At 50.3% G+C, this 13451-nt stretch carries 15 protein-coding genes; all 15 read left to right on the top strand.

Going from position 1 to position 13451, the window contains the following annotated elements; genetic code table 11:
• The first annotated feature begins 10 nt into the window (after positions 1-10).
• The 15 genes from JOE45_RS05065 to JOE45_RS04995 all read left to right on the top strand — a co-directional run bounded on the left by JOE45_RS05065 (position 11) and on the right by JOE45_RS04995 (position 13437).
• Positions 11-820, top strand: coding sequence for an Fpg/Nei family DNA glycosylase (locus JOE45_RS05065; RefSeq protein WP_210023416.1), 810 nt, complete (start codon positions 11-13; stop codon positions 818-820).
• A gap of 16 nt (positions 821-836) precedes the next feature.
• The gene (locus JOE45_RS05060; protein WP_210021225.1) at positions 837-1682 is read left to right on the top strand and encodes a deoxyribonuclease IV; all 846 of its coding nucleotides are present in this window, start codon (positions 837-839) and stop codon (positions 1680-1682) included.
• On the top strand, positions 1679-2020 hold the full coding sequence (locus tag JOE45_RS05055) for a cyclic-phosphate processing receiver domain-containing protein (protein WP_210021226.1): 342 nt from the start codon (positions 1679-1681) through the stop codon (positions 2018-2020). Before JOE45_RS05060 ends, JOE45_RS05055 begins: the two co-directional genes overlap by 4 nt.
• A gap of 13 nt (positions 2021-2033) precedes the next feature.
• Complete coding sequence (locus JOE45_RS05050) at positions 2034-2807, top strand: ABC transporter ATP-binding protein (RefSeq protein WP_210021227.1); 774 nt, start codon at positions 2034-2036, stop codon at positions 2805-2807.
• 5 nt (positions 2808-2812) lie between these two features.
• Positions 2813-3835, top strand: a complete 1023-nt coding sequence (locus JOE45_RS05045; RefSeq protein ID WP_461479527.1) for an SAM-dependent methyltransferase — start codon at positions 2813-2815, stop codon at positions 3833-3835.
• An 85-nt stretch (positions 3836-3920) separates the two neighbouring features.
• Positions 3921-4388, top strand: coding sequence for a DinB family protein (locus JOE45_RS05040; protein ID WP_210021229.1), 468 nt, complete (start codon positions 3921-3923; stop codon positions 4386-4388).
• Between the two features lie 192 nt (positions 4389-4580).
• A complete protein-coding gene (locus tag JOE45_RS05035) occupies positions 4581-5681 on the top strand; it encodes an AAA family ATPase (RefSeq protein ID WP_245247197.1) in 1101 nt (366 codons plus the stop codon).
• Between the two features lie 32 nt (positions 5682-5713).
• Positions 5714-6907: a TadA family conjugal transfer-associated ATPase gene (locus JOE45_RS05030; RefSeq protein WP_245246615.1), complete on the top strand. Its 1194-nt coding sequence runs from the start codon at positions 5714-5716 to the stop codon at positions 6905-6907.
• 38 nt (positions 6908-6945) lie between these two features.
• Positions 6946-7770 carry a type II secretion system F family protein gene (locus JOE45_RS05025; protein ID WP_210021232.1) on the top strand — a complete coding sequence of 275 codons (825 nt, stop codon included), beginning with the start codon at positions 6946-6948 and terminating at the stop codon, positions 7768-7770.
• Between the two features lie 6 nt (positions 7771-7776).
• Positions 7777-8649: a type II secretion system protein gene (locus JOE45_RS05020; protein ID WP_348632482.1), complete on the top strand. Its 873-nt coding sequence runs from the start codon at positions 7777-7779 to the stop codon at positions 8647-8649.
• A gap of 45 nt (positions 8650-8694) precedes the next feature.
• Positions 8695-8928, top strand: coding sequence for a Flp1 family type IVb pilin (locus tag JOE45_RS05015; protein ID WP_210021233.1), 234 nt, complete (start codon positions 8695-8697; stop codon positions 8926-8928).
• Positions 8929-8937: 9 nt separating this feature from the next.
• Positions 8938-9945 carry a TadE/TadG family type IV pilus assembly protein gene (locus JOE45_RS05010; RefSeq protein ID WP_210021234.1) on the top strand — a complete coding sequence of 336 codons (1008 nt, stop codon included), beginning with the start codon at positions 8938-8940 and terminating at the stop codon, positions 9943-9945.
• Between the two features lie 82 nt (positions 9946-10027).
• The gene (locus JOE45_RS05005) at positions 10028-12256 is read left to right on the top strand and encodes a hypothetical protein (protein WP_348632585.1); all 2229 of its coding nucleotides are present in this window, start codon (positions 10028-10030) and stop codon (positions 12254-12256) included.
• Between the two features lie 12 nt (positions 12257-12268).
• On the top strand, positions 12269-12931 hold the full coding sequence (locus tag JOE45_RS05000) for a TadE/TadG family type IV pilus assembly protein (RefSeq protein WP_210021235.1): 663 nt from the start codon (positions 12269-12271) through the stop codon (positions 12929-12931).
• A complete protein-coding gene (locus JOE45_RS04995; RefSeq protein WP_245246611.1) occupies positions 12928-13437 on the top strand; it encodes an A24 family peptidase in 510 nt (169 codons plus the stop codon). The genes JOE45_RS05000 and JOE45_RS04995 overlap by 4 nt, the downstream gene beginning before the upstream one ends.
• Positions 13438-13451 lie beyond the last annotated feature (14 nt).

The following is a 13451-nucleotide window of genomic DNA, read 5'->3' as shown; positions in this document are numbered from 1 at the left end:
GGTGAAAAAGGTGCCGGAGCTCCCCGAAATGGAAAATTATCGCATCCTGCTGAACAGACGAATCGTAGGTCGGACAATTACCGGCACGGAGGTCGGACGCGAGAGGTCGATTAATGTTGCTCTGGAGCGGTTCAAACGGGAACTTGCAGGTCAAGCGGTTAGTATGGTTGACCGGCGGGGCAAGCATTTGCTGTTTCAGTTAACCTCCGGCAAGGTGCTGGTGCTTCATTTGATGCTTGGAGGCATCATATTTTACGGTACGAAGGACGAAACGCCGGAGCGTACCGTACAGGTGCGCATCGATTTTGGAGTCTGGCATTTGTTTTGTATCGGGCTTCGCTTGGGGTACCTGCATCTTTATGAAGCAGAAGAGATCTCTAGGCTTATGAAAAAGCTGGGACCTGAGCCGTTCGATTCCGAACTCACTGCGGAGAGATTTGAGGAACGTCTGCGTGTCAAGAGAGGCACGCTCAAAAGCAATCTAGTAAACCAGAGCGTAATTGCTGGAATCGGGAACTGCTATAGCGATGAAATTTGCTTTCATGCCGGACTGCTGCCTTCAAGACGTCCGGCTCATTTAACTTCTAACGAATTAGGTCAGCTGTACCGTTCCATGAGGGAAGTGCTAAACGAGGCGACACATTACGGAGGGTATATGGAGATGCCGCTATACACGGGAGACACGTTAACCGGCGGCTTCGACAGCCGGTGCCGTGTCTATGACCGGGATGGTGAGCCGTGCGTACGCTGCGGCCACCCCATCGTGAGGCAGGACGTTTCCTCCAAGAAATCCTTTTGCTGCCTAGTCTGTCAAAGGTAAGGGAGGGCGAGAGGCGATGCGGTTTGGCTGCCATATCAGCATTCGGAAGGGTTATCTGGAAGCAGCAAAGACGGCGGTTCTATTGGGTGCTCAGTCTTTTCAATATTTCCCCAAAAATCCGCGCAGCTTGACGGTGAAGCCGTTCAATCGCATGGACGCGGAGAACTGTGAGCGATATTGCCGCGAGCATGGCATTTACTCCATCGCACATACGCCTTATCCGACTAATCTTGCAGTAGACGAGGGAGAGATGCGAAAAGCGACTATCGCTTCGCTTCGGAACGATCTCGAAATTGCCGATGCTTGCGGTTCGGTAGGTGCCGTTGTCCACTTTGGTAAATATAAGGGGAAAGACACGTTACAAGGCTATAAAAATATTATACAATGTATGAATGAGGTGCTTGCGGGATATACGGGTCGCGCAATGCTGCTGATTGAGAATCAAGCGGGGGAAGGCTCATTAATGGGGACAACGCTCGAAGAGCTTGTTCAGATTCGAAGCTTATGCCAAAGGTCGGAGTTAATCGGTTTTTGTTTCGATACATGCCATGCTTTCGCCTCCAATCTGTTCCCGGCGCTGCCGGCAGGCTGGCCGGATTGGGAACGTCAAGCCGAAGCCATAGGCTATTTGCCTTATCTTCGGGCCATCCATCTTAACGATTCCGTATATCCGCGCGGCGCATACAAAGACAGGCATGCCATGATCGGCAAAGGAGAAATCGGCGAGGCCCGATTCCTTCCGCTGCTTCGCTCCGTTCGGCTGCAGAGCATGAAGCTTCCGGTTGTTCTTGAAACTCCAGTGATCCGCGGGGCGACGCATGGCTCGGAAATCCGTTATGTCAAGGAGCTGAGCGAAGGGTGATTCATGTTTATTTGGATGATTACCGGACTTGTCCTGAGGGCTTCGTACTTGTCAGGAATGCGGAAGAATGCCTTCTTTTACTGCAGGAATGCGACGTGGATGTGCTTTCGCTCGATTACGGCCTAGGCTGGGGTCAGCCTAACGGGATGGATGTGGTCGGAGGCATCATTGCCTCGAACCGCTACCCGAAACGCATTTATTTACATACGTCCAGCGATTCGGGAAGACAGCACATGTTTCAAGCTTTATATGCAAGCAAGCCCGAGCAGGTGCTTTTGGTAAACGGCCCTATGCCGTCGGCGCTGCTCACGGGCATTGCCGAAAACGTCAAAGAATAGGTTGTGGTCATTGGTGTCACAGGTCTTATCGTTACAGCAAATTCATTTTATTCGGGAAGAAAGACATATTTTATCTGGTGTTCAATTGGATATTAAGTCTGGAGAGCATTGGGTGATCCTCGGCAGAAACGGGTCTGGTAAAACTACTCTCTTGGAGATGATGAATGGTTACGAATTCCCAAGCAGAGGTAAAGTGCAGGTACTCGGAAATACATATGGACAATGCGATGTGCGCGAGGTCCGCAAACAAATCGGCTACATCAGCCAATCTCTTTATGAAAAGCTGAACCCCGGCGATTCCGTCTGGGAGGTCGTTGCTACCGGCGAATACGGGTTTCTTCGCTTCTATGAGGAAATACCGGCGATTGCGAAGGAAAAGGCGTTCCAAAAACTTAGTGACGTCAAGCTGGGTCATCTTGCGGATCAACCATTAGGTACGCTTTCTCAAGGTGAGCGTAAGAAGGTCATGCTCGCCAGATCGCTGATGACGCGTCCATCGATCCTCATCATGGACGAGCCATGCTCCGGGCTTGATCTTTTTGAACGTGAAAGGCTGCTTGAGAACATCAATGAGCTTGGAGAACAACAAATGGCGGTCATCTATGTAACGCACCATATCGAGGAAATCGTTCCGATGTTTACTCATGTGGCGCTGATCGAGCAAGGAGAGCTGATCGCTTCCGGTTTGAAGCGAGAGGTTCTGACAGAAGAAAATTTATTTAGGGCGTTTCAGGTACCGATTCGAATCGAGTGGTTCGGCGACCGGCCTTGGATTAAGGTGCTATGACGAACATGAGCGTATTTATCGGAACTTCCAACAGAGGATTTGCTCAGCAGGCACAGGAAGAACTGCGCCGCTTGCTGGGATCGGTTAAGTCCGAATGGATCGTTCCCGGAGAAGTGTTTCTATTCACGACCGAGTTGACAAGGGAAGAAGCAATTCGGATGATCACAGGCGATGAACCGGTTTTTTTAAGGCATATTCAGCCGGTTGATGAACAAGCAGCATGGAATGGCTCCATGGATTCGGTCATGAGCTTTGTCTTGGAACAGCTTTCTGCATCTTCAACGTACTTCGGCAGTAAGATTGCGGTGCAAGTCCGCAAAACAGAGGACGCTGCTCCGGAGATTTCCCCATCCGCCGCGAAGGCTGCAGTGGATGAGAGGCTGTCATCGGACTTCTCCGCAAAGCCTGAGGTGAGAGACACTGACTTCATTTTGTCGCTGTTTTTCACGAAAGATACGGTTTATTACGGCTTGTCGCGACCGCAGGACAACTTATCCGACTGGTCAGGCGGAGCCGTTCGCTTCCGCAAGGAAGAAGGGCAGGTTTCCCGGGCCAAATTCAAGCTGCTCGAAGCGGAGCAGGCATTTGGCCTTGATTTTACTCAGTATCGTTCTGCGCTCGATATCGGGGCTGCGCCTGGCGGTTGGACTTCATTGTTGTTGGAGCGGGGGCTAAAGGTGACGGCGGTGGATCCGGCCAAGCTGGATGCCGGGCTTTTGCGCAATCGAAACCTCACATATCATCCCAAAAAAGCGGATGAAGTGGTGTTTGCGGCAGGCGCCTTCGATCTACTGGTATGCGATATGAGCTGGAGCCACCGTCAGATGGCCAAGCTGGTCCGCGGACTGCTCTACGCTTTGAAGCCGGGCGGAACGGCCATTATTACCGTAAAGCTGATGAACAAGAAAGCATTTCAAACGATCCGGGAGGTCATTCAAGATCTATCTCCTGAGCTGGAACTACAAAAAGCGAAGCAGTTGTTTCATAACCGGGAAGAGCTTACTCTTTTTTTGGTGAAGAGCCATTAGATCAAGCAGGCGGAGGCTAGCTTCGAATCGTGGACGAGCTATCCGTCTGATGCTTGAGCGATTATTCAATAGGAGGCTGAGGAGCATGGAAGCATTGGTGCAAAACTATGCCAAAGGTGTGGATCTATTGATGGCCGCTTTGGACGGGGTCAGTGAAGAGGAACTACTGTTTAAACCGGCAGAGAACAAGTGGAGCATTAAAGAGGTTGTTATTCATGTGTGCGACGCCGAAATGGTATCCACGGACCGGATGAAACGGATCATCGCGGAAGACAATCCTCTTCTGTTCAAATTTGATCCCGACGCTTGGGCATTGCGGCTTAATTACCAAGCATTGGACATACAGGCTTACTTGGCTATGTTCGGTGCTCTGCGGTTTTCCATGTCCGCAATTTTGTCGGGGCTGTCCAATGAAGACTGGCAGCGAACCGGCGTTCACAACGTTGCAGGGAAGCAAACACTGCAGGATGTGGTACAGATGTTCATAGGTCACGTGGACCGTCATATTCAGCAGATTGAACGCAACAAACAGGCTTTCGCTACCCGGGGATGATTAGGGCACGAGCCAAGCGGATAAATTCCCCTTGCATTTTCCAAATTTTAGGTCTATAATACGATTAATTTCATTATTATAAGCGGAAGCACCGCTGTTTCAAGGTTCATAGGACCCTTGACAGCGCGTGCTTTTTTTGTTGCCTTTTTGGGGGTCTCAACATGGAAGGGGGAGGAATTCATCTTGGCAAAAATGTTGCTGGTGCTGCTTGATGATGATACGTATTTTGCCGATATGCTGTCGACCTATATTCGTTCGTCGGAGTATGCGGAACGCTTTAGCCTAAGAGTGTTTACAACCACGGAGGAAGGTTTTCGCTTTATGGAAGAGACTAGGGAGCGTTTCATTATGATGGTGCATGAGTCATGGATGCCACTACCGGATACGGCTTATCGTATCAGGACGGGGTGTACCGTCTTGATCAGCGATTCAATAAAGGCGGGAGGGCTGCTGGAATACCCGGTGCTGTTCAAATTTCAGCCGCTTAATCGGCTGTTGTCGGAAATTGCTGTTCACTATAACGAATACTGTGAGAATGAGCCGCTGCGCGGTGGGAGGGGAGCGAGAACACTAGCGGTTTACTCCTCTGTGGGGGGCAGCGGCAAGACGGTAACTGCCATTCATTTGGCCCGTCAGCTCATCATGCAAGGGGAAAAAGTATTGTGTTTGTCGCTGGAACGGCTTCCCTCCAAAGCTTGGTTTGTGGAAGAGAGCGGGGAAGAGTCGGAAGCCTTCTCACGCATGCTCTATTATGCCAAAACGAATCCGGACGTCCTCTCAGCCAAAATCGAGCAGCTGAAGCGCACGCACGAGGATTTGAAATTCGATTATGTGCCCCCCTCTACACATCTCCAAGAAATGGCTGAGATGGAAAGCACGGATCTGCAAAGCATTGTACAAGGGGCGACGACTTCGGGACTATTCGATTGGGTGATTATGGATTTGGATTCTTATCCAAGCCCGGTCACGCTTAAGGCTTTGAACGCTGCGGATCATGTTCTTTGGTTAGTGCTTGACGATTGTATTCATCTTCAAAAGACGGTACAGCTTGTTCAAAGTTGGAGGGAAGGAGAAGCCGGAAGGGAACGATTTCCTTTGGACAATGTGACGTTTTTGCTAAATAAAAGCACAGGACATACGGTCAATGATTTTTCGAGGTATGGAATTACGCTTCGGGGTGAGCTCCCTTATGTTCCGGAATGGAAATCGGTGGCTCACGTAGAGCAGTTGGTTTCAGCCGGATTCGCGGCTTCGGTCGTACAGGAGTTATTGGCTCAAGAAAGGAGTTGCTGAATCGGATTAGCGTCGCTGTAAGGAAACAGATATTGCTCAAAAAAATCCAAGAGAGCATAGATTACGGAAATACACTCTCGGATGAGCAGTTGATTGAGACCATCGAACAGCATGTATTCGCCTATTCGAATGAATCTTTCCTGACCGCTGGGCAGAAGCATCAGCTCGTACAGGAGCTATTTCATTCCTTCCGGGGTTTGGACGTGCTGCAGCCACTGGTCGATGACAAGACCATATCGGAAATCATGGTCAACTCGCATGATCAGATCTTTATTGAAAAAGACGGAAAAGTAATCGAAACGGACATCCGGTTCGATAGCCGAGAGAAGCTGGAGGACACGATTCAAGCGATTGTCGGCCGAGTGAACCGGTTGGTGAACGAATCGAGCCCGATGGTAGATGCACGGCTTCAGGACGGCTCTCGCGTCAATATTGTGCTCCCTCCGATTGCACTGCAAGGTCCGGCCATGACGATCCGCAAATTTCCAGAGCAGCCGATGACGATCCGCGATTTGACTGTGCGGCAAGCTTTATCCGAGGAAGCTGCGGAGAGCTTAATCCGATTTGTGAAGGCGAAATATAACCTGTTTATCGGCGGCGGGACAGGATCGGGAAAGACAACGTTCTTGAATGCGCTGGCGCAGTTCATTCCCGAGGACGAACGCGTCATTACGATCGAAGATTCAGCGGAGCTCCAGATTCACGGTGTGCCGAATTTGGTCAGCCTGGAAACGCGCAACCCCAACAACGACGGGAAGGGAGAGATTACAATTCGCGATTTGATCCGTTCGTCGCTTCGTATGAGGCCTAATCGCATCATCGTCGGTGAGGTTAGAGGTGCAGAGGCGCTGGATATGCTGCAGGCGATGAACACTGGGCATGACGGCAGCTTGTCCACGGGCCACGCCAACTCAGTTAAGGACATGCTCAGCCGTCTAGAGACTATGGTGCTGAGCGGCGCGGGCCTGCCGGTGGGGGTGGTGCGGAAGCAGATCTCATCGGCCATTGATGTCATGATACATCTGCAGCGGCTTCGTGACCGTTCAAGGCGAGTGACAGAAATCAGTGAGATGGTTGGAGTAGTCGATGGGGAGGTGATGCTCAACCCGTTGTATCTATTTGAGGAAACAGGTGAAACGTTAGAGGGGATGGTGTTGGGAGAGCTCAAGCCGACGGGCAATCGACTGATGCGAACATGGAAGCTTGAGATGGCGGGCTTGGGTTAAAGAAGAATATTTGCTTCAGAAAGGAAGAATCGATAGCCATGTTCAAGACAACACTAGGGCGTCTAAAGCTTCATGTGCCGATTCCTTTTGTTCGTGGGCAGCGGCCCCCGACGAATACAACACTTCAAGATTATGACGAGTACCTGATGAGCCCGGGTCAGATTACGCTCGCCGCCTTGTGGGGAGCGACGATTATGGCAGCCATTGCTTACGTCTTTTACAAGCATCCCGGTGCTGCTTTCTTTTTTGGTGCCATTGGTCTAGGCTACCCGTCGATTCGACGGAAGCAGTTGATCCGCAAAAGAAAAGCACAGTTAAAGCTGCAGTTCAAACAAATGTTGGCGGCGCTCGCGTCGGCTATTAGCGCAGGCCGGTCGGTTGAATCGGCTTTCGTGGAGGCGCTAAGCGACTTAAGGCTGCTTTATCCCGATTCCAAAGCAATGATCATCAAAGAGCTTGAGATGATGCAAAGGCGAATGGAAAATGGGGAAACGATTGAGAGCTGCTTAATAGGCTTTAGCCGACGAGCTCATATTGATGAAATTGAAAGGTTTGCGGAAGTGTTCGTTACGTGCAAAAGAACCGGGGGAAGCTTGGTACAGGTGGTTCGCCGTACGGCTGTATTGATTCAAGAAAAGCTGGATATCGAACAGGATATTCAGGTGTTGCTGGCACAAAAAAAATTCGAATCCAAAGTGCTCTCTGTCACTCCAGTAGCTATTATAGCAACGCTTGCCTGGAGCACTCCGGACTACATGGAACCGTTATACCAGGGCGGCGGACTGCTCATCATGAGCTGCGCACTCGCGGTGCTTTTGGGCTGTTATGCCTTAGCGCAAAAAATAATGGACATAAAGGTGTGATCTGAAGTGTGGATAGCGGTCCTGTTTGTACTAGAGCTGATCGCGGCTTTGGTTGTGGTGTATATGGCCCGTCCGCAGTACAGTTCGTGGGTGCGGGAGCATCGGGGGACAAAGCCGATGGATGCGATGAACAGAATCTTGCCTGCAGGTCTTTGGGTTATGGACCAGATACGACTCGCTGACCGATTAACCGAGCCGCTCGGGCAAGTACATTTGATCATGATTCAATTACATGGAGCCAAGAGGGCATTGATTGAAACCAAATGGTTTGCAGCACAGGCCATCGTGTACGCCTATGGTGCGCTGTGCTTAACCACGCTTCTGGGGTGGGCCGCAGGCGGCCAAGCCGAGATGCTTCTATATGGTGTGCTGCTGGCCGCATTTATTCCCTTTGTGATGTACAAGCAGATTTCGAATCAATCTCAAAAGAGAAAGCGGCAGATGCTGATCGAGCTGCCCGAGGTACTCAACCGTATATTGTTATTGGTAAGTGCCGGGGAAACGGTTCCTCAAGCCTTAATACGTTCGGTGGAAGGCAAGGAACATACGGGTAATCCGCTGCTGACGGAACTCGCATTGGCCGTCCATGCTCTAAAAATGAACGTTTCTTTCTCCAAAGTTATGGAAGATTTCAGCAAACGTTGCGCCATGCAGGAAACCTCCCTGTTTACGACTACGCTGCTTCTGAATTACAAGAGGGGCGGCGATGAGCTTATGATGTCGCTTCAGGAGCTCTCCATCGCATTATGGGATAAACGGAAAGCATTAGCCCGTACTTTGGGCGAGGAGGGCTCGTCCAAGCTAGTTTTTCCGATGGTGCTGATTTTCTTTGTTGTCATGGTAATTGTGGCGGCTCCAGCCATGCTGATGATGAGCTAATGAATTACGAAATGTGTATATAGACAAGATTGGGAGGATAAAGAAATGAACATTTGGCCGGTAGGTTGGAAACAATTTTGGGAAGAGGAGGACGGGCTCGGCACGCTCGAGATTTTGTTGATTATCGCCGTTCTGATCATTATTGCGATTGCGTTTCGCAAGTGGATAATACAATGGATCGAAGGTTTGTTTTCAACAGCAAACTCTGAGATTATTGACAACCAAAATAATTATGAATCAGATAAAACAAAAATAAATCCTCCTGCATCCCAAAATTAGGTGTTGAAGATGTATAAGCGAATCTATCGCTTTCTCAGGGACCCAGCCGGGCAAATCACATTGGAGGCGTCGCTTACGCTGCCGGTCATTTTTCTGGCGACGGTGCTGCTTTTATTTCTCGCGCTCTTTAGTTATCACCAAGCTTCGTTGCATTATACGGCTGCCATGACGGCTGACCGGGCGGCCTATATTTGGGATAACAGCAGAAAGGATCCGTACACAGGCGCGGTGAAGTCGGGAGAGAACGACGGATTATATTGGCGGCTTACGAACGACAATGTGTCTCATATGTTCAGCTTTTTGCTGCCAATGCCGTCCGCGACCGTTAGTCTTCCGCTAAATCAGAACAGCGCAACTCCAGATGGTGGACCCCAAGGGAAGCTTGTAAGGGCTGCGAGCACCATGTCAGCTGATGAAGCTCAAGGGGAGCTGGGATACGAAAATTACGGTGTACTGCGTCTCGTACGGGCAGCGCTTCATAAGCCGGTGCAGCTTCCGGACTTCGCAGAAAGGCTTTGGGGCAAAGCGAATGTTAGCGGAGTGTCCAAATCCTATGTCATTGATCCGGTGGAGACGATCCGCACAACGGATCTAACACGGACGTTTATCGGAGAGATTCAAGGCCGTATCAAGCCCAGAGATGCACTCGCGGCAATGGTCGAACCCAAAACCTCCATTAAAGAGCCCCAGCAAATTACAGGTCATGAGCAAGCTGCTAAATATTTGCAAGTCTTGGTAAGTGGCAAGGAGGACGAAATCGAGGTTCATCCCGGAACCAAGCGAATAATTGACGCTATAGATGCAGGCGGGGTAGCCCATGCAGCTTACTATCATTTTACTGAAAAGCAATTACGTGAGGTTCAGATGCCGAAAGATGCCGAGCTGCTTAAAAAAGGGAAAGTGAATGGTGTCGTCTGGCATTTTTTCAAGCGGTCCGATCAAGCCAAGGTCAAATTATCGTCTGGCTTGCTTCGTGAATTGGAGCGAAACGGGGTCGTCGTAGTTATTCATGAATAAAACGAATCGGGAGGTGAGTTAGCTGAGAAGCTGGAACCGGCTTTGGAAGGAACAGAGCGGTGCCGTCTCGATCTATTTGATTGTGGTCCTCGTTCCCGTTTTTTTATTGTGCGGACTGCTGATCGATGTGATGAGGTGGAAAAGCGCGGATAAGGAAGCGGAGAATGCGGTAAAGGCCGGGGTCCGCTCTACCCTCTCCGCATATTCCAAATCGCTCCATACTTATGGACTTTATTCGCTTCATTCCGGAGGTGAGGGGTCAAACCGAATTTTTGAACGGACGGTTGCCGGCAATGTGTCCGAAGCAGCGGAGCCGGATCGCTTTCGCTTTATCGATCAGCGCTATGATCCGGGTTCTGCCCGAATCACACCTATGTATGCTCTATCTAATCATGGCATATTCAAACAGCAAATATTAGAAGAGATGAAGTACCGGGCTCCACTGATTTATGGACTGGAGATTGCCGACAAGTTCAAGAAAACCGGGGTTGCTGCTGGTTTGGGTCAAGCCTCCCGATTCGGAGAGAATGCAGCTATGGTGGAGAAGCTGTTGGAAGAACGTGACCTTCGTTTGGATCAGACTTGGGAGGCCTTTCTAGACATCCGTCAAAAGGTGGCGGATATGCATCCGTTCTATCAAACGCATCTGAGCGATTTGAACGAAATCAGTGGACGAATCGGCATTCATACGATCGAGAACGTCCGGGCGACGCTCCAAAGCGCCAGAACACAGGTGCAAACTATTCAAGAACAGATCAACAGCTTGAATGGAACGATATTTGCTATGGTCTCCGCAGGAGCTGTTACGGCCGAAGCTATGGCTCAACTGCATCAAGCTCGTATGGATCTTCAGCGTCAAATGGATGAATCCGTTCAAAAGGTAATGGAATACGAACAGCTTCTGCAAGATCTTCTCAGATATGCGGAAGTGCTCGCCATGTTAAAGGTCAAATCAACGTCAGATATGAAAGCTTTAAGTTCAATACATGAAACTTATGGGCATGCCATGAAACTGTCCAAGAAGGCAAACGATGAGCTTAACGCCGAAATATCCCGACAGGCTTCTTCACAAACAGGGGGCAGTGATGCATTGGAAGCGGAAAAGGTTTTTGCGCATGTGCAGCTTGTAGACCGGCAAGATCTGGACGAACAGGAAGCCGGCATAGGCGCCTCGGTCTCACAGTTTTACGGGGTTTATGCGCAAATCCAAGACGGATTGCTGTTCACACAGCAGAAGTACTCTACCACGATGTCCTCTTTGGACGGTTTCCGTCAGAAGGCGGAAGAAGTATTTTCCCGATATAACCCGGGCGAAGTGGAGCGTCAACGCAAAACCGGCGTGAACCGGACGGCCAAGCGGGAGCAGAGGTCAAAAACGCAAGCGGTGCTGGATCAAATTCAGCGAGGCCTTGGAAGCTGCAGTCTGATAAGCGGGACGGATCCTTATGAAGTGTATTACAAAAAGCTGAATGGAAATCCAGCCGAGCGTGGAAGTACAGGATATGTTCAGGCTTATTTGGATTTGAATCAAGCGGCCAGCGCGCCTTCTCCGGTCCCAGACGTGGATTTGCAAAAGCCCGATGAGGCCGGTTTGTCGGCCTTAAGGCTGGTCGCTGCGCTGGAGCACGCGCTGACAGAGGTTAGGGACGAGTTTTATATCAATGAATTTGCCGTTAGCAAATTCAGCTATCGTACTTTGGGACTGGAAAAAGACGCCTTCGGGCGCGTTAAAACGTCCAATGAGCTTTCGTTACCGGGACAGCATCCGCTCACAAACCAAGAGGTGGAATACTTGCTTTATGGTTCCGAGTCATGCGCCGGTAATTATACCATGGCTTACGCGGAAATGTTCGCGTTTCGGTTAGCCGTCGGCGTGCTGGAATCGCTTCTCGAACCTCAAAGCAAGGTATTAACCTCAGGCTCACCGCTGTTGGTCCTTCTCGCAGCGATAGCAGAAGGAGCGCTTCAAGCACAACAGGATATGACTAAACTGATTCAGGGTGAGCAGCTTCCCGTTTCAAGCAAACTCGGCAATGCACTGACTATGGGATATAAAGATTACTTGCGCGTGTTCCTACTTTTGCACAACCGTGAAGAGACACTGTTGTCCCGTATGCAAGGGCTTCTGCAGGTGAATACCGGACTCGATTTGCGGGAAGCTACGACCTATGTATCAGGAACCGCTTCGACCTCATTTCAGCTTTGGTTTCTTCCGCGGGTGATGAAAGCGATCGGGAAGATGGATTTTTCCGGCTGTGCCATTGACGGTAACCGGTGTCGAATCACCAAAACGGCGGATTATACATATTAGGGGGCGGAACAGATGCGTTTCATGAAAGATCAGCAGGGAAGCATCGTGCTGGAAGCGGCGTTGACGCTTCCTTTCTTTATCGCCTTCGTGACTCTTCTCACAGCGTTCATTCGGTTGTCTCTTACGGAGATGGCGCTGCAGTCAGCCGTTTCGGAATCAGCAAAGGTCATTGCGGCGAACATGTATCCCGTGGAGCAATTGTACAGGGAAGGACAATCTCAGTGGTCTAACAGCCAAGCCAGTGTCTGGATTGGCAATGTTGTGGCGCAAGCGGATACGGCGAGACAAAAGGTTTTGGATGCAGAAGTTTTCGTAGAACGTTATGAGCGATGGATTCCGGAGCCGCTTGTCGACTTAGTTGAGTGGGAGCAGCAGCGAAGGGAACAGCTCGAGGCGATGGGGAGTTTAGCCGCGGCTAATGCAAGGGAATCACTTGAGCGCCAATTGGCGAAAGCGGCTACGCCTATCATAGCTTCTTTCGCGGAGACGGATAGGCTTGAGACGGAGAAGCTGCTGGTAACTCAGCTTACGTTTCCTGATTTGGATAACCATGAGGAGGCCTATGTGACCATCGAGGCACAGTATGAGTATACATTTGCGGTTCCGTTTTTCAAAAAAACGATCCTGCTGCGAAAACAAGCGCTCGAGCGCGCATGGGTGGGAGGGGGAGCATGATGTCGCTGTGGTTAGCTGGCTTACTACTGTCGGTTGCTTTTGTAACGGATATCACAAAGCATAAAATTCCGAATTGGCTTACACTTGCAGGAACCGGGGGAGGGATCATTTACCATCTGACTGCCGACAGTTGGAACGGCTTGTTGTTTGCCGGCTTAGGATTTCTATCGGGTTTTGTTCCGATGGTGGCATTATATGCTTTGCGTGCCGTAGCAGCAGGCGATGTAAAGCTGTTCGCCGCATTGGGGTCGCTGGTTGGCGCGATCCATGTACTCTATGTCATGTCGGCTTCCCTCCTGATAGCGGGATGTATCGCCGTTTTCATTTTATTATGGCGCAGCGACGGGCTGCAAAGGCTAAAGAATACGGCCGTGACTCTGCTGCGCGTCGTTGTTTTTCGTGATCTGACGCCTCTTGTTTGGGTTTCGGTTCCGAGTGATCGTCTGCGATTTCCATTCATGTGGGCTGTAGCGCCAGGGGCGGCATACACCTTTATTTTATGGTGAAAAGGAGGATATTG

The sequence above is a fragment of the Paenibacillus sp. PvR098 genome (genome assembly GCF_017833255.1).
Taxonomy (GTDB): Bacteria; Bacillota; Bacilli; order Paenibacillales; family NBRC-103111; genus Paenibacillus_G.
This window is presented reverse-complemented; position numbering and strand designations above follow the sequence as displayed.